Origin of the sequence: Streptomyces iconiensis, from assembly GCF_028657195.3 — a bacterium.
GTDB lineage: Bacteria > Actinomycetota > Actinomycetes > Streptomycetales > Streptomycetaceae > Streptomyces > Streptomyces iconiensis.
Genome location: NZ_JANCPR020000033.1, coordinates 21,595 through 40,957 on the forward strand (window position 1 = coordinate 21,595; position 19,363 = coordinate 40,957).

The window sequence follows — 19,363 nt, forward strand, 5'->3', positions numbered from 1 at the left end:
CCGAACGGGCGACGTACCACCTGGGAGGTGTGTGTGGCCGTGACCGCCGAGGAGCGCCAGCGCGAGATCGTCGGGGTGGCACGGCAGGACGGCTCCGTCGAGGTGGCGGAGCTGGCCGAGCGCCTGGGGGTCGCGCGGGAGACCGTGCGCAGGGATCTGCGCGTGCTGGAGAGCCACGGACTGGTGCGGCGTACGCACGGGGGCGCGTACCCCGTGGAGAGCGCCGGTTACGAGACGACGCTGTCGTACCGCACGACGGTGAACGTTCCCGAGAAGCGGCGGATCGCCTCGGCGGCTGCGGGGCTGCTCGGAGAGGCGGAGACCGTCTTCGTCGACGAGGGGTTCACGCCGCTGCTGATCGCCGAGGCGCTGCCCCGTGACCGGCCGCTGACAGTCATCACGGCCTCGCTGGCAGCCGCGGGGAAGCTGTCCACAGCGGGCGAGTTCACCGTGCTGCTGCTGGGCGGGCGCGTCAGGGGCGGCACCCAGGCGACCGTGGACCACTGGACGACGCGCATGCTCTCCGGGTTCGTGATCGACCTGGCGTACGTCGGCGCGAACGGGATCTCCCGTGAGTTCGGGCTGACGACCCCCGACCCGGCGGTCGGCGAGGTGAAGGCACAGGCGATAAGGGCCGCACGGCGGCGCGTCTTCGCGGGGTGCCACACCAAGTTCGGTGCCGTGAGCTTCTGCCGTTTCGCCGAGGTGGGCGACTTCGAGGCGGTGGTGACCGGTACGGCGCTGCCGTCGGCCGAGGCGCACCGCTACTCGTTGCGGGGGCCGCAGGTGCTGCGCGTGTGAGCCGGCGGCAACTGGACGTGCGAGCCAGGCAGGTGCGGCGCGGGTGAGCCGGCGGCAACTCGGCGTGTGCGTCCGGCGGATGCCGCGTGTGTGGCCGGCGGGCCGCGTCCTTCCTCCCCTTCTCCCCCCACCCCCTCACCCGACTTCTCCCCACCCCCTCACCCAACCCATCCCCGATCCCACCAGGAGTGGTCCATGCTGCGATCCACGAGGAGCCGCACGGCGCGCTCCTTGCTCGCGGTGGCTCTCGCCGGGTCGCTGCTCTCCGCATGTGCCGGGGCCGGAAGCCTCGGCACGGGCGGCGACTCCATCAATGTGCTGATGGTCAACAACCCACAGATGGTGGAGCTGCAGAAGCTGACAGCCGCGCACTTCACCAAGAAGACAGGCATCAAGGTGCACTTCACCGTGCTGCCGGAGAACGACATACGGGACAAGGTCAGCCAGGACTTCGCCAACCAGGCGGGGCAGTACGACGTGGCGACCATCAGCAACTACGAGACCCCGATCTACGCGAAGAACGAGTGGCTGCTCCCGCTCGACGACTACCTCGCCAAGGACGAGAAGTTCGACCAGAAGGACATCCTCAAGCCGATACGGCAGTCGCTCAGCGGTGAGGACGGCAAGGTGTACGCGGAGCCGTTCTACGGCGAGTCGTCGTTCCTGATGTACCGCAAGGACGTCTTCAAGAAGGCCGGCCTCACCATGCCGGAGCGGCCCACCTGGCAGCAGGTGGCTTCGCTCGCCTCGCGGGTGGACGAGAAGCGGCGCGGCATGAAGGGCATCTGCCTGCGCGGGCTGCCGGGTTGGGGTGAGCTGGCGGCTCCGCTGACGACGGTCGTGAACACCTTCGGCGGCACGTGGTTCGACAAGGACTGGAAGGCGCGGCTGGACTCACCTGAGTTCAGGAAGGCGACGGAGTTCTACGTCAAACTCGTGCGCGAGCACGGGCAGTCGGGAGCGGCGCAGTCCGGTTACGCGGAGTGCCTCAACAACCTGACGCAGGGCAAGACGGCCATGTGGTACGACGCCACGGCGGCGAGCGGTTCGCTGGAATCGTCGAAGTCACCCGTGCGCGGGAAGATCGGCTACGTACGGGCGCCGGTGGAGAAGACCGCGTCCTCCGGGTGGCTCTACACCTGGGCCTGGGGAGTGCAGAAAGCCTCGCGGAACCCGGACAAAGCCTGGAAGTTCATCTCGTGGGCGTCCAGCAAGGAGTACGAGCGGCTGGTCGGCGAGAAGATCGGCTGGGCCAACGTGCCGGCGGGCAAGCGCGCCTCCACACACGCCGTACCGGCCTACCGCAAGGAGGCCGCGGCGTTCCAGAAGGTGACCCGCGAGGCCATCGAGGGCACCAGGCCGCGTGACCCGGGAGTGCAGCCGCGTCCGGCGCCCGGTGTGCAGTTCGTCGGCATACCCGAGTTCACGGACCTGGGCACCAAGGTGTCGCAGGAGATCAGCGCGGCCATCGCGGGGCGCCAGTCGGTCAGGACGGCGCTGGAGAAGTCGCAGCGACTGGCCGAGAAGATCGAACGCGACTACGAGGGGCGGTGACGAGATGGCCGACACGACCGCGACACCCACACCACCCGTGACCCACACGGCCGCGGGACCCGTGGCTCCGGCGCCGCCCGCGAGGCCACGCAACAAGCTGCGTGCCTGGGCCATCAGGGCGCCGCTGCTGCCGGCGCTGGTCTTCATGATCGTGGTCACCCAACTGCCCTTCGTGGCAACGCTGGTGATCTCCTTCTTCGACTGGAACTCCCTCTACCCGGACGCGCGCGAGTTCGCCGGTTTCCAGAACTACAGCGAGATCCTCTCCGACCCCGACCTGCGCAAGTCGGTGCTGACCACGCTCACGCTCACGGCGACCACGGTCATCGCGAGCCTCGTGCTGGGGCTGGCCCTCGCGCTGCTGCTGGACCGCAGGTTCCGGGGCAGAGGGCTGGTGCGCACGCTGCTGATCGCGCCGTTCCTCGTGGTGCCCGTCGCGGCGGCGCTGCTGTGGAAGCACGTGCTCTACAACCCCGAGTACGGGCTGTTCAACGGCATGCTCACCTGGTTCGGCGGGGACGGCGCTCCACAGCCCGACTGGGTCTCCAGCATGCCGCTGGTGGCCGTCGAGGCGTCGCTGATCTGGCAGTGGACACCGTTCATGATGCTGATCCTGCTGGCGGGGCTGCAGAGCCGCTCGGCCGAGCAGATCGAGGCGGCGCGCATCGACGGCGCGGGCACCTGGCAGGTCTTCAGGTTCCTCACGCTGCCGCATCTGCGCCGCTACCTCGAACTGGGGGCGCTGCTCGGTTCGATCTACGTGGTGCAGAACTTCGACGCGGTCTTCACGATCACCTCGGGAGGGCTCGGCACCGCGAACCTCCCGTACACCGTCTACCAGACCTTCTACCAGGCACACGAGAACGGTGTCGCCTCGGCCGCCGGTGTGCTCGTCGTCATCGGGTCCCTCATCATCGCGACCTTCGCGCTACGGGTCGTCTCGTCCCTCTTCCGCGAGGAGGTGTTCAGCAAGTGACCACAGCGAAGGCCGGAGCGAGTGCAGGAGAGACCGGAGAGAACGGCGGCGCGAAGGGCGGTGCGCAGGGCGGTACGAAGGGCGGTGCCGCTGTCGTGGCCAAGGGTGCGGCGAAGGCCGTGTCCCGGGCCGGCGCGGGCGAGGCCCCGCCTCTCCAGCGCAAGGCGCGCAGAAGGTCGGCCGCTCTCGGGCTGCTGGCCTGGCTGACGGGAATCGTCTTCTTCCTGCCCGTCGCCTGGATGGTGCTGACCTCTCTGCACTCGGAGAGCGACGCTGCCACCAACCCGCCGTCCGTCGCGGCGTCGCTCACCCTCGACGGCTACCGGGAGTTCTTCGGCGCCGAGGGAGGCGCGAGCCCGTGGCCCGCGCTGATCAACTCCATGACGGCGTCCGTCGTCTCCACGGCGCTGGTGCTGCTGCTCGCGCTCCCGGCCGCCTACGCGCTGTCGATCAGGCCGGTGCGCAAGTGGACGGACGTGCTGTTCTTCTTCCTGTCGACCAAGATGCTGCCCGTCGTCGCCGGGCTGCTGCCCGTCTACCTGTTCGCGAAGAACACCGGACTGCTCGACAACGTGTGGCTCCTGGTCATCCTCTACACCTCGATGAACCTGCCGATCGCCGTGTGGATGATGCAGTCGTTCCTGGCCGAGGTGCCCGTCGCCGTCATCGAGGCGGCACAGATCGACGGGGCCAGGCTGCCGGTCGTGCTCAGCCGCGTGGTGGCGCCCATCGCCGCGCCGGGCATCGCGGCGACCGCGCTGATCTGCTTCATCTTCAGCTGGAACGAGATGCTGTTCGCACGGGTGCTCACGGGCGTGATCGCACAGACGGCGCCCGTCTTCCTGACCGGATTCATCACCAGCCAGGGCCTGTTCCTGGCGAAGGTGTGCGCCGCGTCAGTCGTCATCTCCCTGCCGGTGCTCGCCGCGGGGTTCGCCGCCCAGGACAAACTTGTCCAGGGCCTGTCTCTGGGAGCCGTCAAATGAGGGCCGCCGTCATCCAGTCGCCCGGTGAGGTCGTCGTCACCGAGGTGCCCGACCCCACGCCGGGCCCGCGCGAGGTCGTGGTCGAGGTCGCGGCCTGTGGGCTGTGCGGTACCGACCTGCACATCCTCCAGGGTGAGTTCGCGCCGACCCTGCCCGTCGTACCGGGACACGAGTTCGCCGGCGAGGTCGTCGGCCTCGGCAGCGAGGTCACCGGGCTGCGGGTCGGCGAGCGGGTCGCGGTCGACCCCTCGCTGTACTGCTTCGAGTGCCGCTACTGCCGTCAGGGCCACAACAACCTGTGCGAGCGCTGGAACGCCATCGGCGTCTCGGTCGCGGGCGGCGCGGCGCGCTACGCCGTCGCACCGGCGGCGAACTGCGTACCGCTGCCCGACCACATCCGTACGCAGGACGCGGCGCTGATCGAGCCGCTGTCCTGCGCGGTGCGCGGCTTCGACGTGCTCTCCAGCCGGCTCGGCGCCCATGTGCTGATCTACGGCTCGGGAACGATGGGCCTGATGATGCTGGAGCTGGCCAAGCGTACGGGCGCCGCTTCGGTGGACATCGTGGACCTCAAGCCCGAACGGCTCGCCACCGCGAAGCAGTTGGGCTGCTCGGCCTCCGCGACGAACGCCGACGAGCTGGACAGGCCGCAGGGCTGGGACGTCGTCGTGGACGCCACGGGCAACGCCGCCGCCATCCAGGACGGGCTGGGCAGGGTCGCGCCCGCCGGTACGTTCCTCCAGTTCGGCGTGGCCGACTACGCGACGACGGCGGTCATCGAGCCGTACAGGATCTACAACAAGGAGATCACCATCACCGGTTCGATGGCCGTGCTCCACAGCTACGAGCGGGCCGCCGAACTGTTCGCGCTGGGTGTCATCCCGCCCGAGACGTTCATCAGCGACCGCTTCCCCCTGGAGCGCTACCCCGAGGCGTTGGCGCAGTTCGCGGCCGGAGAGGGCCGGAAGATCATCGTCACGCCGTGAGCGCGGGCCGCACGGAACGGCGGGGGTGTCCTGGACGGCGGGGCGCCCCCGCCCCCATGCGACGGGCCCGAACTGTGGTGCCCCGCCACATACGCCGCCGTCGCGCGCTTCGCGCTGGGCGGGGAGTGGGGCGCCGCCGCGCAGCACGAGTTCGGTCAGCCTGTCGTGCACGTCGCCGGCGCGGCGGATGGTCGCGTTCGCGTCGCGGAGCCCGGACAGCGCCTCTGTGGTCTCGGTCAGCAGCCGCGCGTTGTCGATGGCGACGGCGGCGTGCGTCGCGAACGAGCGGAGCAGCGCGATCTGTTCGGGTTCGAAGACGCGGGCCCGCCGGTCGGCCGCGTACAGCACACCGATCACATCCCTGCCCCCGAGCAGCAGCGGCACCCCGAGGATGGCGACGAGGCCCTCCTCGCCGACGCCTAGTCCTCGGTGACGTACGGGCGTGCCGTCTGCGCGACCAGCCCGCCCAGCCCCTCCCCCATGCCGAGCCGCAACTGCTGGAACCGCGCCGAGACCGAGCCCTCGGTGACGCGCATGTAGGTGTCGCCGCGTTCCGGATCCGTCAGGGTCATGTACGTGACTTCCGTACCCAGAAGACGGCGGGCGCGCTGCACGAGCGCCCGTAGTACGTCGTCCAGGTCCCGCAGCCCCGCCAGGTCGTGCACCGTCTCGAACAGCGCGGTCAGCTCGGCCTCACGGCGCCGCCTGCCCTCCAGTTCGGCCCGTACACGCAGCGCCAGGCGCCTGCCCTGCTCGGCGTCCCGCACCCCCTCGTGGCGCGCGTGCAGCGCGTCGTAGGCGTCAGGAGGCGCGTCGTGCGTGAGGAGTTCGAGGTAGCCGAGGCATGCGGACACCGGCGGGTCTTCCCGACCCGGAGGGGCCGCGGAGGCCGACCGTCCCGGAGGGGCCGCGGAGGCCGACCGTCCCGGAGGGGCCGCGGAGGCCGACCGTCCCGGAGGGGCCGCGGAGGCCGACCGTCCCGGAGGGGCCGCGGAGGCCGACCGTTCTGTCGAGGCCGACGGGACCAACGGGGCCGATGGGACGGACGGGACCGAGGGGACCGGTGGCTCTCCAGGTGTGCGGGGCATGGGATACAGGTTCAGTGTGCTGTCCACGCGCCGTCGAGGGGCAGGGAGGCGCCCGTGACGAACGACGCGGCCGGCGTGCACAGATACGCGACGGCCTCGGCCACCTCCGAGGGCTCCAGCAGCCGCTTGAGCGCCGAGTCGGCCAGCAGGATGTCCGTCACCACCCGCTCGGGCGGGATGCCGTGCGCCGCGGCCTGGTCGGCGATCTGCCGCTCCACCAGTGGCGTCCTCACATAGGCAGGGCTCACGCAGTTCGATGTCACACCGTGTGCAGCCGCCTCCAGCGCCGTCGTCTTCGACAGGCCCTCCAGGCCGTGCTTCGCGGCGACGTAAGCCGACTTGTACGCCGAGGCACGCAGGCCGTGCACGGACGAGATGTGCACCACGCGACCCCAGCCGCGCGCGTACATGTGAGGCAGCGCGCCACGCGTCGTACGGAAGGGCGGCTCCAGCATGAGAGTGAGCATGCGCCGGAACTCCTCGGGCGGGAACTCCTGTACGGGCCGCACCAGTTGGGTGCCCGCCGCGTTCACCAGCACATCGGCGTCCCGCGCCGCGTCCTCTGCGGCTGCCAGGCCCTCGTCCGAGGTGAGGTCCAGTACGTGCGGGGCCACCGTGCCCCCGTGTTCCTCCGCCTCGGCCGCCAGCCCCGCGAGGCCCCGCTCGTCCCTGTCCACCGCCGTGACCTGCGCACCCGCGTGCGCGAGCCTGCGGGCCGTCTCCCGGCCGATACCGCCGGCCGCGCCCGTGACGACCGCGGTGCGGCCGGACAGGTCCAGCGCTACGGAGTACGCGGTGCTGTCGTGAGGAGCCATGCCCCCAACGTACGCACGCCTCCTGGTCGGCCCCGATGTGCGGCGGCCCCACGGTGCGGGCGCGCGCTGTGTGTGCCACGCACGCGTACGGGCAAGCAGTAGTACGCAGTTACCCCGGGGCCTCCCATGAAGCCAGCCTCGGACCGACCTCAGACCGGCCTCAGAGCGACCTCGGACCGACTCCGGACCCGCCTCAGACCGGTCTCACATGGCGGATTGACGGTGAACGTCAATCCAGTAGCGTCTCCCCGGCAGCTTCGGTAATTTGCGCCTCGGCTATCAGCCACTTACACCAGGGGGAGCAGCCATGGCCGCCAGCACGTCGTTCAGCGGGCTCAGACGGGCCGCGACAGAGAGCGTCGGCGGGCTGCCGCGCCAGTTCTGGTGGCTGTGGCTGAGCACGCTGGTCAACCGCCTCGGAGGGTTCGTCGCGACGTTCCTCGCGCTGTATCTGACGGTCGAGCGCGGCTACTCGGCGTCGTACGCGGGCCTGGTCGGCGCCCTGTACGGGCTCGGCGGTGTGGTCGCGTCCATCGGCGCGGGGGTGCTGACCGACCGACTGGGCCGGCGCCCCACGATGCTCATCGCGCAGTTGTCGACGGCTGCCTCGATCGCCGCGCTCGGTCTGATGACGCATCCGGTCGCGATCGCGGCGGTCGCCTGTGTGGTCGGCATGGCGTCCAACGCGTCACGGCCCGCCGTGCAGGCGATGATGGCGGACATCGTCAAACCGGAGGACCGCGTACGTGCCTTTTCGCTCAACTACTGGGCGATCAACCTCGGTTTCGCGGTCTCCTCCGCCTCGGCCGGGCTCATCGCGCAGTACAGCTACCACCTGCTCTTCTTCACAGAGGCCACCATGGTGCTGGCCTGCGCCGTCGTGGTGTTCGTGAAGCTGCCGGAGTCACGCCCCGTACGCGAGGAGAAGAGCGGCGGCCCGCAGGCGGGCGGTGACCCGCACACGGGAACGGCGGGGAACGCGGCAGGTACCGCGGGGACACACCACCCCGAGGAGCCGGACGTGTCCATGTGGACGGTGCTGCGGGACGGCCGGTTCATGACGGTCGTCGCGCTCAGCCTGCTGATGGCCACGCTCATCCAGCAGGCGTTCGTCGCCATGCCGATCTCCATGGGCGAACAGGGCTTCTCCAGCGCGGACTTCGGTACCGTCATCGCCCTCAACGGCGTCATGATCGTGCTGCTCCAGCTCCCGGTGACCCGCCTGATCCAGCACCGTTCCCCGAGCCGCGTCCTGATCGTCTCCGCGCTGCTGACCGGCTACGGCTTCGGCCTCAACGCGTTCGCCGGCTCCGTGGTCTTCTTCGCCATGGCGGTCCTCGTCTGGACACTCGGCGAAATGATGAACACGCCCACGCAGATGGGCCTGGTGGTCAGGTTCTCGCCCACCCACGGCCGCGGGCGCTACCAGGGCATGTACAACCTCTCCTGGGCCCTGGCCTCCCTCGGCGCGCCCCTGGTCGGCGGCTACGTCATCGACCACTTCGGCTCCGCGACCCTGTGGTCGGCCAGCGCGGCCATCGGCACCATCGCGGCACTCGGCTACTGGCTCCTCCTGCGCGACGAGGACGACGAGCCCGCACCCGAACCGGAACCGACTACGGCTACGGAACCGGAACCGGGCCGGACCCCCGCGCCCACGACAGAGACCACCCCCGCCCCCGGAACCCCGGACGAACCCACCGCACCCCGCACGGATTCCGTGGCCTGACGGGCACGGCCCGACACCCGTGCCCTGACACGGGCGTACGGAAGCGGAACGGACGGGAACGGGGACGGAGGCGGAACGGGCCGGGGCGCGCCCTTGGCTCACGGGCGCACCCCTGACAGGGTCGTGATCTCCAACTGGGCGCGGTGAGAGGGACCTTTGATGCCAATGACGAGTACTGCGGTGGTAACGGGCGCGACGAGCGGTATCGGCGAGGCCATCGCGCGGCGCCTGGCGGCGGGCGGGAGGAGCGTCGTCCTGGTCGGCCGCAGCGACGAACGGCTCGACCGGGCACGGCGCCGCATCCTCGGTACCGTGCCGGACGCGGACCTCCATACGGAACGCGCTGACCTCTCCCTGCTCGCTGACGTACGCGCCCTCTCCCAGCGCCTGGTGACCGAGCACCCCCTGCCGGACATCGTGGTCAGCAACACGGCCGTCATCGCGGCGGTCGGCGACCGTACGGCCGAGGGAATCCAGCGCACGCTCGCCACCAACCACCTCGCGCCCTACCTGCTGCTGCGCTCCCTCGCCGACTCCCTCGGCGACCGGGCCGCCAGGTTCGTGGTCGTGGGCGCCTCTCCGCGCGTGCTGAAACGGATACCGGTCGACCTCGACGACCTGGACTGCGCGAACGAGAGCGGGCTCAGCCCCGTGCCCGCGCTGCGCCCGTTCCTCTGCTACAGCCGCACCAAGAACATGAACGCGATGTTCGTGCACGCCCTCGCCCGCCGCCTTGAGGGAACCCGGATCACCGTGAACGGCGTACACCCGGGCATCATCAAGGGAACGGGCCTGTCAGCGCGCCTGCGTGGCCCGCAAAAGCTGGTGGGCTCCGCGCTGAGCCCCTTCTTCCCCGGCCCCGAAACCGGCGCTGACACACCCGTGTGGCTGGCCGTCTCCCCCGATGTGAAAGGAACGACGGGCAAGTTCTTCGTCGCCCGCGAACAGGTCGCCACCGCCCCCCACACCACGGACCCCGACCGCTGCGACCGCCTCTGGAACCAGAGCGCCGACCTCGTCGGCCTCTCCCCCGCGCCACCTTCACGCGTGCCCGACGAGCGGTGAGGGGTCGCCCGGCGGGGAGCGCGCGGCGGGGAGCGGCGGCGGGCGTTCAGGCGGTGATCGTGGTGACGGCGTCGACGCCGTAGGTGCGGGCGTAGCCGTTCTCGCTGCCGACGAGCAGGTCGACGACCTCGAAGTAGCGGTCCCAGAACGGGGTTTCCCGCAGCGCGTCGATCAGCAGTTGGTAGGCGTGGTGGTCGCGGGCCTCCCAGACCCAGACGTCGGTGACGCGCGCCGAGTAGAACTCGGTGTCGTAGAAGCGCGACGTGACGCCGGTGACCTTGCCCTTGATCACGGGCACGACCTCGGTGGTGAACGCGTCCACGCGCTCCTGCGGACTCATGGCGAGCCACTCGGGCGTGGTCTTGACCAGTATGAAAGCGGTGACCGGAGCTTCGGTTTGCTCGGTGGACATGGGGTTCCTTCCGTCTGTGCGGGTGGTGCGGTCTGTACGGGTGGTGCGGGTGAAGCTCTTCGTACGGCTGAGGCTCTTCGTACGGCTGAGGCTCTTCGCACTGGCGGTGCGGCGGGCCTCGGGGACGTCAGCCGTGGACGGCGGGCAGCAGCGTCTCGGTGCACCACTGCTCGAACGAGGTGGGAGTGGCCGTCTCATCGGTGCGGGTGACGCCGGCGTCGAGGCCGTCGTCCTTGGCCCGCTTCATGTCGACGATGCCCTGCACGAACGCCTCGTTGAGGCCGTGGCCGACGAGCGTGCGGAACACCTCGCCGGTCGGCTGGTGTTCGTAGCGCACCGGCCGGCCGAGCTGCTCGGTCATGATCCGGGCCAGGTCGTTCGGGGACACGTCCCGCGGCCCGAGGACGGGCACGTCGGCGGTGCCGCTCCAGGACCGGTCCAGCAGCAGGCCGGCGGCGACGCCGGCGATGTCGGCGACGGCGACGAGAGGTGCCTTGCGGTCGGCGGCGACGGAGTCGGTGAAGACGCCGTTCTCGCGGATCGAGTCGGCCTCCTCCAGCACGTTCTCGAAGAAGGACGGACAGGCGACGGCCCGGTAGGCGACGCCGGTCTCCGCGATGAGGTCGTCCATGGCGAGGGAGGCGGTGACGAGCCCGGCGCGTCCGGCGACCGGGGTGCCCCGGCCGAGCGCGGAGAGGCCGACGACGTGGCCGACGCCGTGGGTGGCGAGCGCCTTCGCGGCGGGGCGCGTGAAGCCGCAGTAGGCGTCCATCGGGGTCAGGGACGAGTCCGGTGGGACGAGCCAGAAGACGGCGTCCGCGCCCTCGAAGGCCCGGTCGACGGTCCCGGGGTCGCCGTGCGAGCCGGTGACCACCTCGACGCGGTCGCGTACGGCGTCGGAGAGCCGGGCCGGGTCGCGGACGACGACACGGAACGTTTCGCCGTCGGGTACGGGCTCCAGGAGCAGGGGCAGCAGATGGCGGCCGATGTTCCCGGTGGGAGCGGTGATGACGATCATGAAGAACCTCGTGGGTCGTACGGGAAAGGTGACACCCGTCATGCTGCGGAGCCGAACCGCATTGCCACAATGGGAACTTCAGCACGCAATCATTGCCTGAAATGGAATCCACCTGGTGAACAGCCCGGATCCGGTCATCGACGCCAACCTCGCGGTCGCGCTGGACGCCCTGCTCGCCGAGCAGAGCGTCACCCGCGCCGCCGCCCGCCTGCACACCTCCCCCGCCGCCATGAGCCGCACCCTCGCCCGCCTGCGCCGCGTCCTTCAGGACCCGTTGCTGGTCAGGTCGGGGCAGCTGATGTTCCCGAGGCCGCGCGCCGAGGAGCTGCGCGACGCGGCCGCCGCGGTGGTGCACCGCCTCGGGGTGCTGCTCGCCCCGGGCGACGGGGTGGACCCGGCCACCCTGAACAGCACCTTCACCCTCCAGGTCGCCGAGCTGGTCGGCACGGCGCTGGCCCCCGGACTGCTGCGCCTGGCCCGGCAGGAGGCGCCCGGGGTCTCGCTGTGGTTGCGGTCCGAGGGGCTGGAGGCCGGTTCGGCGCTCCGTGACGGGCGGATCGACCTGGAGGTCGGTTCCATCGACCACGCCGACCCCGAGACCGAGGTGGAGGAGCTGGTCACCCTCCGCATGGTGGCGGCCGTCAGGCCCGGCCACCCCCTCGCCGACGGCCGGCTGACCCCGTCACGCCTCGCCGCCGCTGAACATGTCACTGTCAGCCGCCGCGGCCTGTTCACCGGGCCCCTCGACGCCGCCCTGGCCGAACACGGCCTCCGGCGGCGGGTCACGGCCGTGCTCCCCGGTCATCTGGCGGCGATGACCCTCGCAGCCCGCAGCGACGTCGTCTGCCTGGTCCCCGCCGAACTGCCGGGCGCCGCGCCCTCCCCCTTCACCGACGACGCCGCCGCGCTCGGCCTGCGGCTGCTCGACATACCCCTGAAGCTGCCGCCGGTGACGATCGGCATGGCCTGGCACCCCCGCCACGCCGCTGACGGCTCCCACCGCTGGCTCCGCTCGATCGTCCGCCGCGCCCTTCTCGCCCCGGGAACCCCGCGCGAATGACGCCACCGGCCCCCGGTCCTGGGCAACCCGTCGGCGAAGTTCACCGAACCCCTTGCCCATGGTCGTCCCTTGCCCGTACGGTCAAAGGTTTTCCGCACCCCTCACCAACTCACCTCCGGGTAAGCGGAAAGCGGGAAACCGCACGGTCGCAGACACAGGAAGGAGCGTGGCCTCCATGAAGTTCTGGATCTGGCCGCCCGCCCGGAAGGTCCGGGAGCACGGGCGGCGGGTTCCGGAAGGAACGAGATGTCCCGTACGGACAAGACGAAGCCCCCATGGGTACGTTCGGTCGAGCACGGCAGCCGGCCCGCCCACGATCACTGCTACGGACCCTGTGACCTGCCGCCGCGTCCGACGCGGCCCCCGCACCCGACGCGGCCCGAACAAGACGCGGTCACGCGCTGCTACTGGGACTTCTCCTGGTTCGGCAACGCCTGCTGTTCCGGCCCTCACGGGCGTGCCGCCTCGAAGGAGATGGGAAGGATGAACCGGGCCGACAACCGCAGGGACCGCTACGCGGCCCGCCGCGAGGCCCGCCGTCTCCTCACCGGTGCGGCCCGCGACTGACCACCCCTCGACCGACGGCCCTCGACTGAACCCCGCGCCTCACCGGTGCGCCAACTCGCCCGCTCACATGTCCCGTTGTGCCTCGTACAGGTTCCGGGGCCGGACCCCGCCCGGGTCGCCGTAGGACTCGGCGCGGGTCCGGAGGGCGCCGGTGAAGTCGGGGGTGTCGATCTGGTCGAAGTCGCGGACCTCGCTGATGCCCACGGTCGCGCTGTACGGGGCGATCCCGTCGAGGCGTACGCAGCCGGCGCGTTCATTGGTGACGGTGACGTTCCAGTGGGCGAAGCGGGCGCCGTACAGCGGGCCGGCCGAGGCGTCGCCGCCGTGCCGGCCGTCGTTGTGAACGGTGATCTGCGTGCGTACGTTCGCGAAGGGCATGCCGCGGTGCGTGTCGAAGGTGCCCGTCTCCATCACCCCGCGCGACCACACGTTGTGGCTGCTGAGGCCCTCGACATTGATGCCGTGCAACTGGGTGCCCGGCGGCGCCGGCACGGTGCGGCGGTCGATACGGAAGTCCTCCACGAGGTTGTCGTGCGAGCCCTCCCTGCAGAAGTACGGGTGGTGGCTGCCCCGGCCCGAGACGCGGGTACGGCGCAGCGTGCAGGCAGAGGCGGCCACGAGCCCGAAGCCGTTGTCGGCGTTGACGACATGGATGTCCTCGGCGCGGCAGTCGTAGGCGCACTGGAGGACGACCCCGTTGTAGCCCTTGTCGAGCAGGTGCGGCGACTGCTCCGTCCTGTCGAAGGCGACGGTGAGCCCGGTGACGCCCGCGCGGGTCACCGGGCGCACCAGCGTGGTGAGCCGGGGCTTCCAGGCGGCGCGCGCGTCGAGCGGCAGGGGCCGCTCCAGGGTGACGGTGTGACGGCGCCTGTCGACGCGGGTGAGACGTACGGGCCACTCGTACGGCACGTAGCTGACCAGCTTCTCCTTGTCGGCCCAGGAGTACGTGCGCGCACCGGGTATGTCGCCCGCCATGTGCCGGAGCAGCGTGTGCTCCGTGTCGTCCGCCAGGCGGAGGAGCACGAGTTGCCCCGCGCGTAGTGCCCCTGCGTCGGCGACGGTGAGCGTCCAGTCGCCCCTGGCCGCCTCGCGTGTGGGGGTGAGGGTGCGCCACTCGTCACGCCTGTTGCCCGTCCAGCCCTCGAAGGGCCACGCCCTGTCCTTGATGGCGCCGGTCAGGCTCTCCCATCTGGCCTGCGGGCAGACCCAGATGAGGCCGCCCGCCCAGGACCAGGACGACTTGTCGCCGCCGTAGCGGCTGCCATAGGGGCCGATCAGTTCGGTCAGATGGCGGGTGGGCCGCAGCGTCGTACGGGCGCTGCCGGCGCCCCTGAGCGTGACGTCGTCGTGCGCGATGCGGAGGACGCCGCCGATCTCGTAGGTGCCGGGGCGCAGTTGGACGGTGCCGCCGCCCGCGCGGCCCGCCTCCTCCAGCGCGCGGTTGATCGCGGGGGCGCTGTCGCCGCGCGCGGGCGTAACGGTGACCGTACGGCCGTGACCGTGGCCCTCGCCGTTTTCCCCGTGTCCGTGGCCGTGCCGCGTGGGGGCCGCGCCCGCGCGGCCTATGTAGGGGATGTGCGGGTGCGTGTACGGGTTCGCCGTGAACTCCGACCACAGGTCGGCCACGGGCACCTGGCCCCTGAGTGACGGGCCCGTGGGGGCCGGGCCCGCCGGGGCCGCTGTGGCGTGGGGGACGAAGGCCGTGGTCGCCGCGGCTGCCGCGAGGGCACCGGCACCGCCGAGCGCTTGCCTACGGGAGAGGGACATGAACTCGCCTTTCATGTACATGAATTGCGTTCATGTAACGGATGCCCGGCGAGCATCCCACGCCCCCGAAACGTCAGTCCAGAACCCGGGCCACATACGCCGCGAGAGAAGCCCTCATCCGTTCAGCGCCCATGCCCTCACGCCCGGCGAGCTGCTCCACCAGATCGGCCCGCGTCGCGGCGAGGAGCGCGTGCGCGGCGAAACCGGCCTCGTCCGCGCCCTCTTGACCCGCCCCGCCGAGCACCTGGGCAAGCTCCTCACTGAGCACCTCGTGCCACCACCCGTAGTGCGCGGCTTCGTACGGGCTGCCACGCCCGGCCTCCTCCAGGGCGAGCATGAGCGGCCGGTTGTCGAGCTTGAAGCGCTGGAGCGCCTCCAGCAGTGCCGGAATCCGTTCGCGGGGCGGCGTCCCAGGTCCCAGCGGCCCGGGGCCCGAGGCGATGGAGTCCCGCAGCGGCGTGATGCGGGCCCCGACCAGGGCCTCGATCAGCCCGACGCGGTCCCCGAAGTGCCGGAAGAGCGTGCCCTTTCCGACGCCGGCAGCCGCCGCCACCTCGTCCATCGAGACACTGCCCGCGCTCTTGGCGCGCGCGAACAGCCCGTCAGCCGCTGCGAGCACCGCCTCTTTGTTGCGCTGCGCGTCCGCGCGTGGGCGCGCGACCCCGCGATCGGCCATGAGCCGTCCTCCCGGTCTCTTCACATCGGTTTCCGTGCCGCACTTGCAAAGCGGACTGTCAGTCCGTATCGTCAAACGGACCGACAGTCCACATCCTAGAGGAGATCCCGTGCCCGACCGAACCCCGCACACCGAAACCGCCGTTTCCGGCACACCCGCCGCGTCCAGCGCATCTGCCGCGCCCACCGGCCCGGAAGGCACCGAAAGCCCGGAGAGCCCGGAAGGCGTCTTCCGGCGCGGCCTTCAGTTCCTCCTCGACAAGGACATCGCCGGCTGGGTCGCGCTCTGGCACGAGGACGGCGTGATCGAGTTCCCGTTCGCGCCCGAGGGCGCACCCCGCAGGCTGGAGGGCAAGGAGCGGATCGCCGACTACATGGGCGACTATCCGGACCTCCTCGACGTGCGCGCCTTCCCCGAGGTGACCGTCCACCGCACGGCGGCGGCGGAGACGATCGTCGTCGAGATGCGCGCCGAGGGCTTCGTCGTCGCCACGGGCGAGCCGTACGAGATGACGTACATCTGCGTCGTCACCGTCAGCGAGGGCCGCTTCGCGCACTACCGCGACTACTGGAGCCCTCATGGCGCCCCCGTCTCCCTCTCCGTGACCGAGCTGACCGACACGGAGGCCGCCCGATGAACCGTCCGGACACGGTCCTCGTCACGGGCGCGACGGGAACGACAGGCAGCCGCGTCGCCGACCGGTTGGCCGCACAGGGCGCCGCCGTCCGGGCGGCGAGCCGCGCCCCGGTGCCCGGCACCCGGCACCCGCAGGTCCGGTTCGACTGGAACGACACCGGCACGCACGGGGCCGCGCTCCAGGACACCTCGGCGCTCTACCTCGTACCGCCCGTCGGCGCCCCCGACCCGGCCGCCGTGATGGTGCCGTTCCTGGAGCGGGCCCGCGCGGCCGGTGTGCGCCGGGCGGTGCTGCTCAGCTCCTCGGCGCTGCCCGAGGGTGGCCCGGCGGCGGGTGCCGTGCACGCCGTGCTCGGCGACCTGTTCGAGGAGTGGGCGGTACTGCGCCCGTCCTGGTTCATGCAGAACTTCACGGGCCGCCACACGCACGCCGAAACCGTCCGCGCTTCCGGCGTCATCAGGACGGCGACGGGCGACGGGCGGGTCGGGTTCGTGGACGCCGAGGACATCGCCGCCGTCGCCGTCCGCGCGCTCACCGACGAGGAGGCGCCCCGCACGGACCTGGTCCTCACGGGCCCCGAAGCCCTCAGTTACGACGACATCGCGGCCGTCCTCACCCGCTTCTCCGGACGTGCCGTACGGCACGACCACCTCACGTACGAGGCGATGCGGGACAGGCTCGCAGCCGAGGGGGTTCCGGCGGAGTTCGCCGCACTGCTCGCGGGGATGGACCGGTCCATCGCGGACGGCGCCGAGGACCGCGTCACCGGCACGGTGGAAGCCGTGACGGGCCGCCCGCCACGCTCCTTCGCCACACATGTGCGGGACCACGTGAGGGACAACGCAGCGGACCGCTGACGGACCCGCTGACCGACCGCTGACCGGCCGCGTGAGGGGACAAGGCGCACGCCTCGCAGCCGGGCGCGCGGGGGGAGAGGACGACGACGTCCGTCAGCGTCCGTGCCGGTTCAGCGGGACTCGCCCTGGTTCGGCTGGGGTTCGCTCTGGGTCAGGTGTGTGAACGCGTCCAGGTTCCGGGTGGACTCGCCCCGCGAGGTGCGCCACGCGTACTCGCGCCGGATCGCGGAGGCGAAGCCCAGCTCCAGGAGGGTGTTGAAGGATCCGTCGGCGTTCTCCAGGACACTGCCGAGAATCCGGTCGACCTCGTCGGGGGTCACGGCGCCGAGCGGAAGCCGCCCGACCAGGTAGATGTCACCGAGCCTGTCGATGGCGTAACTCACCCCGTACAGGCGCGTGTTGCGCTCCAGCAGCCAGCGGTGCACGGCGGCGGCGTTCTCGTCGGGGTGGCGTACGACGAAGGCGTTCACCGAGAGGGAGTGGGCGCCGACGGACAACGAGCAGTTCGTGGACAGCTTGCGGGTTCCGGGGAGCTTGACGACGTACGTGCCGTCCGCCGGGTGCTCCCACTCCAGCTCGGCGTCCTTCAGCGTCCGCTCGATCGCCGCTTTCGCCGCACCGGTCCGCTCCGAGTCACCCATGGGGCGATCGTAGGCGACGGCGCCGCTCCTGGATCGCGGCGGTGTAGACGTCCGCTGTCGCCTCCGCGGCGGCGCCCCAGCCGAAGCTCTGCGCGTGCTGGGCCGCGATACCGCCCAGGCGGGGTGCGAGCCCTGCGTCGGCGGCGAACCTGCGCAGCGCACGCGCGTACTCCGCCGGCTCGTGCCCGGCGACCAGATAGCCGCTGGCACCGTCCCGCACGACTACGGGCAGCCCGCCGACGGCGGCGGCGACCACTGGTGTGCCGCACGCCTGCGCCTCGGCGGCCACGAGGCCGAACGACTCGCTGTAGGAGGGCATGACGAGTACGGAAGCCGCGCGGTACCAGTCGGCCAGCTGCTCCTGGTCAACCGGCGGCCGGAAGAGTACGAGATCCGCGATGCCCAGCTTGGCCGCCAGCTTCTGCAGCCCCTCCGGCTTGGCGAGACCGCTGCCGCTGGGCCCGCCCACGACCGGTACCACCAGGCGCGAGCGCAGCTCGGGTTCCTCGTCCACCATCAGCGCGACGGCGCGCAGCAGCACATCGGGAGCCTTGAGGGGCTGGATGCGCCCCGCGAAGAGCGGAATCATCGCGTCCTGCGGCAGCCCGAGGCGGGCACGTGCCGCGGCGCGGCCGTCGGCGGGACAGAACCTGTCGAGGTTGACGCCGGGGTGCACCACGGCCGTACGCCCGGTCGGCGCCTCGTAGTGGCGTTCCAGCTCGGCCGCCTCCTCCGAGGTGTTCGCGATGAGCCGGTCGGCTGCCCGCACGATCTGCGTCTCGCCGATGACGCGCGCCGCCGGCTCGGGCGCGTCGCCCTGGGCGAGCGCGGCGTTCTTGACCTTCGCCATCGTGTGCATCGCGTGCACCAGTGGCACGCCCCAGCGCTCGGAGGCGAGCCAGCCGACGTGTCCTGAGAGCCAGTAGTGCGAGTGCACCAGGTCGTAGTAGCCGGGCTTGTGCCCCGCCCACACCTGCATCACGCCGTGCGTGAACGCACAGAGCTGCGCGGGCAGTTCCTCCTTGGACAGTCCTTCGTACGGCCCCGCGTCTATGTGGCGTACGAGTACGCCGGGAGCCAGCTCGACGGTGGGAGCCAGGGTGCCCGTGGTGGCGCGGGTGAAGATCTCGACCTCGGTGCCCTGGGCTGCGAGCTGCCGGGCCAGCTCGACTATGTAGACGTTCATCCCGCCCGCGTCGCCCGTACCGGGCTGATGCAGGGGAGAGGTGTGCACGCTGAACATGGCCACCCGCCGCGGGCGGCGCTGGCCCGGCAGTCGGAGCAGATGCTGCCTGGGCTGCTGCGCGTTCCGTCCGCGCCGCTGACCGAGCCGGGACACGTACTGGCTCACGGTGCCGATGCCTCCTCCGGGACAGGACAGGACAGGACGGGGCGTGTATCCGGCCCTCGACCTACAACAGCGGAGGGGTTGCCTCCCATTTCCACTTTGCCCAATCGTGACAATGACAGCCCGGTAGAGCCGGAACCCGCCGGTCCCACCCGTCCCGCCGCCTCCCTTCCCGCCGCCGTCGACCGAGCCGGCGGGGGCGCCGCGAAGTGCCATGAACCATCACTTACCGATCACTCACCGACTGTCGCGAACAGTGACGTCCAGGGAGTCCGGCCCACGGCTTCCACCGAGACCGCGACGGGTACCCCCGCGCGCACCTGGTGGAGACCCCGAGCGGGCTCCCGGACACCGACCGCCCGGGGGCTTACCCGCAGGCG

The 19,363-nt window shown here is 71.1% G+C and carries 18 protein-coding genes and 1 pseudogene; 11 read left to right on the forward strand and 8 right to left on the reverse strand.

Features of this window, described 5'->3' with window-relative positions; genetic code table 11:
• Positions 1 to 39 precede the first annotated feature (39 nt).
• The 5 genes from NMN56_RS28595 (at position 40) to NMN56_RS28615 (ending at position 5,303) form a co-directional block, all read left to right on the forward strand.
• The gene (locus tag NMN56_RS28595; RefSeq protein ID WP_274044906.1) at positions 40 to 801 is read left to right on the forward strand and encodes a DeoR/GlpR family DNA-binding transcription regulator; all 762 of its coding nucleotides are present in this window, start codon (positions 40 to 42) and stop codon (positions 799 to 801) included.
• A 195-nt stretch (positions 802 to 996) separates the two neighbouring features.
• Entirely contained in the window at positions 997 to 2,355 is a 1,359-nt protein-coding gene (locus tag NMN56_RS28600) for an ABC transporter substrate-binding protein (protein ID WP_274044905.1), read from the forward strand.
• Positions 2,356 to 2,359: 4 nt separating this feature from the next.
• A complete protein-coding gene (locus tag NMN56_RS28605) occupies positions 2,360 to 3,331 on the forward strand; it encodes a carbohydrate ABC transporter permease (protein ID WP_274044904.1) in 972 nt (323 codons plus the stop codon).
• Positions 3,332 to 3,450: 119 nt separating this feature from the next.
• Positions 3,451 to 4,317, forward strand: coding sequence for a carbohydrate ABC transporter permease (locus tag NMN56_RS28610; protein WP_274045068.1), 867 nt, complete (start codon positions 3,451 to 3,453; stop codon positions 4,315 to 4,317).
• Complete coding sequence (locus NMN56_RS28615; RefSeq protein ID WP_274044903.1) at positions 4,314 to 5,303, forward strand: zinc-dependent alcohol dehydrogenase family protein; 990 nt, start codon at positions 4,314 to 4,316, stop codon at positions 5,301 to 5,303. The genes NMN56_RS28610 and NMN56_RS28615 overlap by 4 nt, the downstream gene beginning before the upstream one ends.
• A gap of 132 nt (positions 5,304 to 5,435) precedes the next feature.
• Here NMN56_RS28615 and NMN56_RS28620 read toward each other — a convergent pair.
• Together NMN56_RS28620 and NMN56_RS28625 are read right to left on the reverse strand one after the other, a co-directional pair.
• Positions 5,436 to 5,875: pseudogene (locus NMN56_RS28620) on the reverse strand (GAF domain-containing protein); the annotation flags it as partial.
• Between the two features lie 527 nt (positions 5,876 to 6,402).
• On the reverse strand, positions 6,403 to 7,206 hold the full coding sequence (locus NMN56_RS28625) for a 3-hydroxybutyrate dehydrogenase (protein WP_274044902.1): 804 nt from the start codon (positions 7,204 to 7,206) through the stop codon (positions 6,403 to 6,405).
• A gap of 307 nt (positions 7,207 to 7,513) precedes the next feature.
• Here NMN56_RS28625 and NMN56_RS28630 point away from each other — a divergent pair, with 307 nt between their 5' ends.
• Entirely contained in the window at positions 7,514 to 8,935 is a 1,422-nt protein-coding gene (locus NMN56_RS28630; protein ID WP_274044901.1) for an MDR family MFS transporter, read from the forward strand.
• 165 nt (positions 8,936 to 9,100) lie between these two features.
• On the forward strand, positions 9,101 to 10,000 hold the full coding sequence (locus tag NMN56_RS28635; protein ID WP_274044900.1) for an SDR family NAD(P)-dependent oxidoreductase: 900 nt from the start codon (positions 9,101 to 9,103) through the stop codon (positions 9,998 to 10,000).
• 46 nt (positions 10,001 to 10,046) lie between these two features.
• On the opposite strand, the gene NMN56_RS28640 is transcribed toward NMN56_RS28635, so the two are convergent.
• Together NMN56_RS28640 and NMN56_RS28645 are read right to left on the reverse strand one after the other, a co-directional pair.
• Positions 10,047 to 10,412, reverse strand: coding sequence for a darcynin family protein (locus tag NMN56_RS28640; RefSeq protein WP_274044899.1), 366 nt, complete (start codon positions 10,410 to 10,412; stop codon positions 10,047 to 10,049).
• A gap of 127 nt (positions 10,413 to 10,539) precedes the next feature.
• Positions 10,540 to 11,430 carry an NAD(P)H-binding protein gene (locus tag NMN56_RS28645; protein ID WP_274045067.1) on the reverse strand — a complete coding sequence of 297 codons (891 nt, stop codon included), beginning with the start codon at positions 11,428 to 11,430 and terminating at the stop codon, positions 10,540 to 10,542.
• A 115-nt stretch (positions 11,431 to 11,545) separates the two neighbouring features.
• On the opposite strand from NMN56_RS28645, the gene NMN56_RS28650 reads away from it, so the two are divergent.
• The gene (locus NMN56_RS28650) at positions 11,546 to 12,490 is read left to right on the forward strand and encodes a LysR family transcriptional regulator (RefSeq protein ID WP_283742517.1); all 945 of its coding nucleotides are present in this window, start codon (positions 11,546 to 11,548) and stop codon (positions 12,488 to 12,490) included.
• A 246-nt stretch (positions 12,491 to 12,736) separates the two neighbouring features.
• On the forward strand, positions 12,737 to 13,057 hold the full coding sequence (locus NMN56_RS28655; protein WP_274044897.1) for a hypothetical protein: 321 nt from the start codon (positions 12,737 to 12,739) through the stop codon (positions 13,055 to 13,057).
• A gap of 63 nt (positions 13,058 to 13,120) precedes the next feature.
• Here NMN56_RS28655 and NMN56_RS28660 read toward each other — a convergent pair whose 3' ends face one another.
• Positions 13,121 to 14,824, reverse strand: coding sequence for a pectate lyase family protein (locus tag NMN56_RS28660; protein ID WP_274044896.1), 1,704 nt, complete (start codon positions 14,822 to 14,824; stop codon positions 13,121 to 13,123).
• A gap of 73 nt (positions 14,825 to 14,897) precedes the next feature.
• Complete coding sequence (locus NMN56_RS28665; protein WP_274044895.1) at positions 14,898 to 15,500, reverse strand: TetR/AcrR family transcriptional regulator; 603 nt, start codon at positions 15,498 to 15,500, stop codon at positions 14,898 to 14,900.
• Positions 15,501 to 15,609: 109 nt separating this feature from the next.
• Between NMN56_RS28665 and NMN56_RS28670 the strand changes: the two genes are divergently transcribed.
• Together NMN56_RS28670 and NMN56_RS28675 are read left to right on the forward strand one after the other, a co-directional pair.
• The gene (locus NMN56_RS28670; protein ID WP_274044894.1) at positions 15,610 to 16,137 is read left to right on the forward strand and encodes a nuclear transport factor 2 family protein; all 528 of its coding nucleotides are present in this window, start codon (positions 15,610 to 15,612) and stop codon (positions 16,135 to 16,137) included.
• Complete coding sequence (locus tag NMN56_RS28675) at positions 16,134 to 16,994, forward strand: NmrA family NAD(P)-binding protein (RefSeq protein ID WP_274044893.1); 861 nt, start codon at positions 16,134 to 16,136, stop codon at positions 16,992 to 16,994. The genes NMN56_RS28670 and NMN56_RS28675 overlap by 4 nt, the downstream gene beginning before the upstream one ends.
• Positions 16,995 to 17,104: 110 nt before the next feature.
• On the opposite strand, the gene NMN56_RS28680 is transcribed toward NMN56_RS28675, so the two are convergent.
• Both NMN56_RS28680 and mshA read right to left on the reverse strand, forming a co-directional pair.
• Positions 17,105 to 17,635, reverse strand: a complete 531-nt coding sequence (locus tag NMN56_RS28680; protein ID WP_274044892.1) for a type III secretion system chaperone family protein — start codon at positions 17,633 to 17,635, stop codon at positions 17,105 to 17,107.
• Positions 17,628 to 18,986: a D-inositol-3-phosphate glycosyltransferase gene (mshA, locus tag NMN56_RS28685; protein ID WP_274044891.1), complete on the reverse strand. Its 1,359-nt coding sequence runs from the start codon at positions 18,984 to 18,986 to the stop codon at positions 17,628 to 17,630. The genes NMN56_RS28680 and mshA overlap by 8 nt, the downstream gene beginning before the upstream one ends.
• Positions 18,987 to 19,363: the final 377 nt, after the last annotated feature.

What these genes read in the sequence shown, in the direction of transcription:
- NMN56_RS28615 (WP_274044903.1), top strand. Translation starts at nt 4,314, where the DNA reads ATGAGGGCCGCCGTCATCCAGTCGCCCGGTGAGGTCGTCGTCACCGAG.
- NMN56_RS28630 (WP_274044901.1), top strand. Translation starts at nt 7,514, where the DNA reads ATGGCCGCCAGCACGTCGTTCAGCGGGCTCAGACGGGCCGCGACAGAG.
- NMN56_RS28675 (WP_274044893.1), top strand. Translation starts at nt 16,134, where the DNA reads ATGAACCGTCCGGACACGGTCCTCGTCACGGGCGCGACGGGAACGACA.
- NMN56_RS28660 (WP_274044896.1), bottom strand. Translation starts at nt 14,824, where the DNA reads ATGTCCCTCTCCCGTAGGCAAGCGCTCGGCGGTGCCGGTGCCCTCGCG.
- NMN56_RS28640 (WP_274044899.1), bottom strand. Translation starts at nt 10,412, where the DNA reads ATGTCCACCGAGCAAACCGAAGCTCCGGTCACCGCTTTCATACTGGTC.
- NMN56_RS28665 (WP_274044895.1), bottom strand. Translation starts at nt 15,500, where the DNA reads ATGGCCGATCGCGGGGTCGCGCGCCCACGCGCGGACGCGCAGCGCAAC.
- NMN56_RS28680 (WP_274044892.1), bottom strand. Translation starts at nt 17,635, where the DNA reads ATGGGTGACTCGGAGCGGACCGGTGCGGCGAAAGCGGCGATCGAGCGG.
- NMN56_RS28635 (WP_274044900.1), top strand. Translation starts at nt 9,101, where the DNA reads ATGACGAGTACTGCGGTGGTAACGGGCGCGACGAGCGGTATCGGCGAG.
- NMN56_RS28645 (WP_274045067.1), bottom strand. Translation starts at nt 11,430, where the DNA reads ATGATCGTCATCACCGCTCCCACCGGGAACATCGGCCGCCATCTGCTG.
- NMN56_RS28655 (WP_274044897.1), top strand. Translation starts at nt 12,737, where the DNA reads ATGTCCCGTACGGACAAGACGAAGCCCCCATGGGTACGTTCGGTCGAG.
- NMN56_RS28600 (WP_274044905.1), top strand. Translation starts at nt 997, where the DNA reads ATGCTGCGATCCACGAGGAGCCGCACGGCGCGCTCCTTGCTCGCGGTG.
- NMN56_RS28605 (WP_274044904.1), top strand. Translation starts at nt 2,360, where the DNA reads ATGGCCGACACGACCGCGACACCCACACCACCCGTGACCCACACGGCC.
- NMN56_RS28625 (WP_274044902.1), bottom strand. Translation starts at nt 7,206, where the DNA reads ATGGCTCCTCACGACAGCACCGCGTACTCCGTAGCGCTGGACCTGTCC.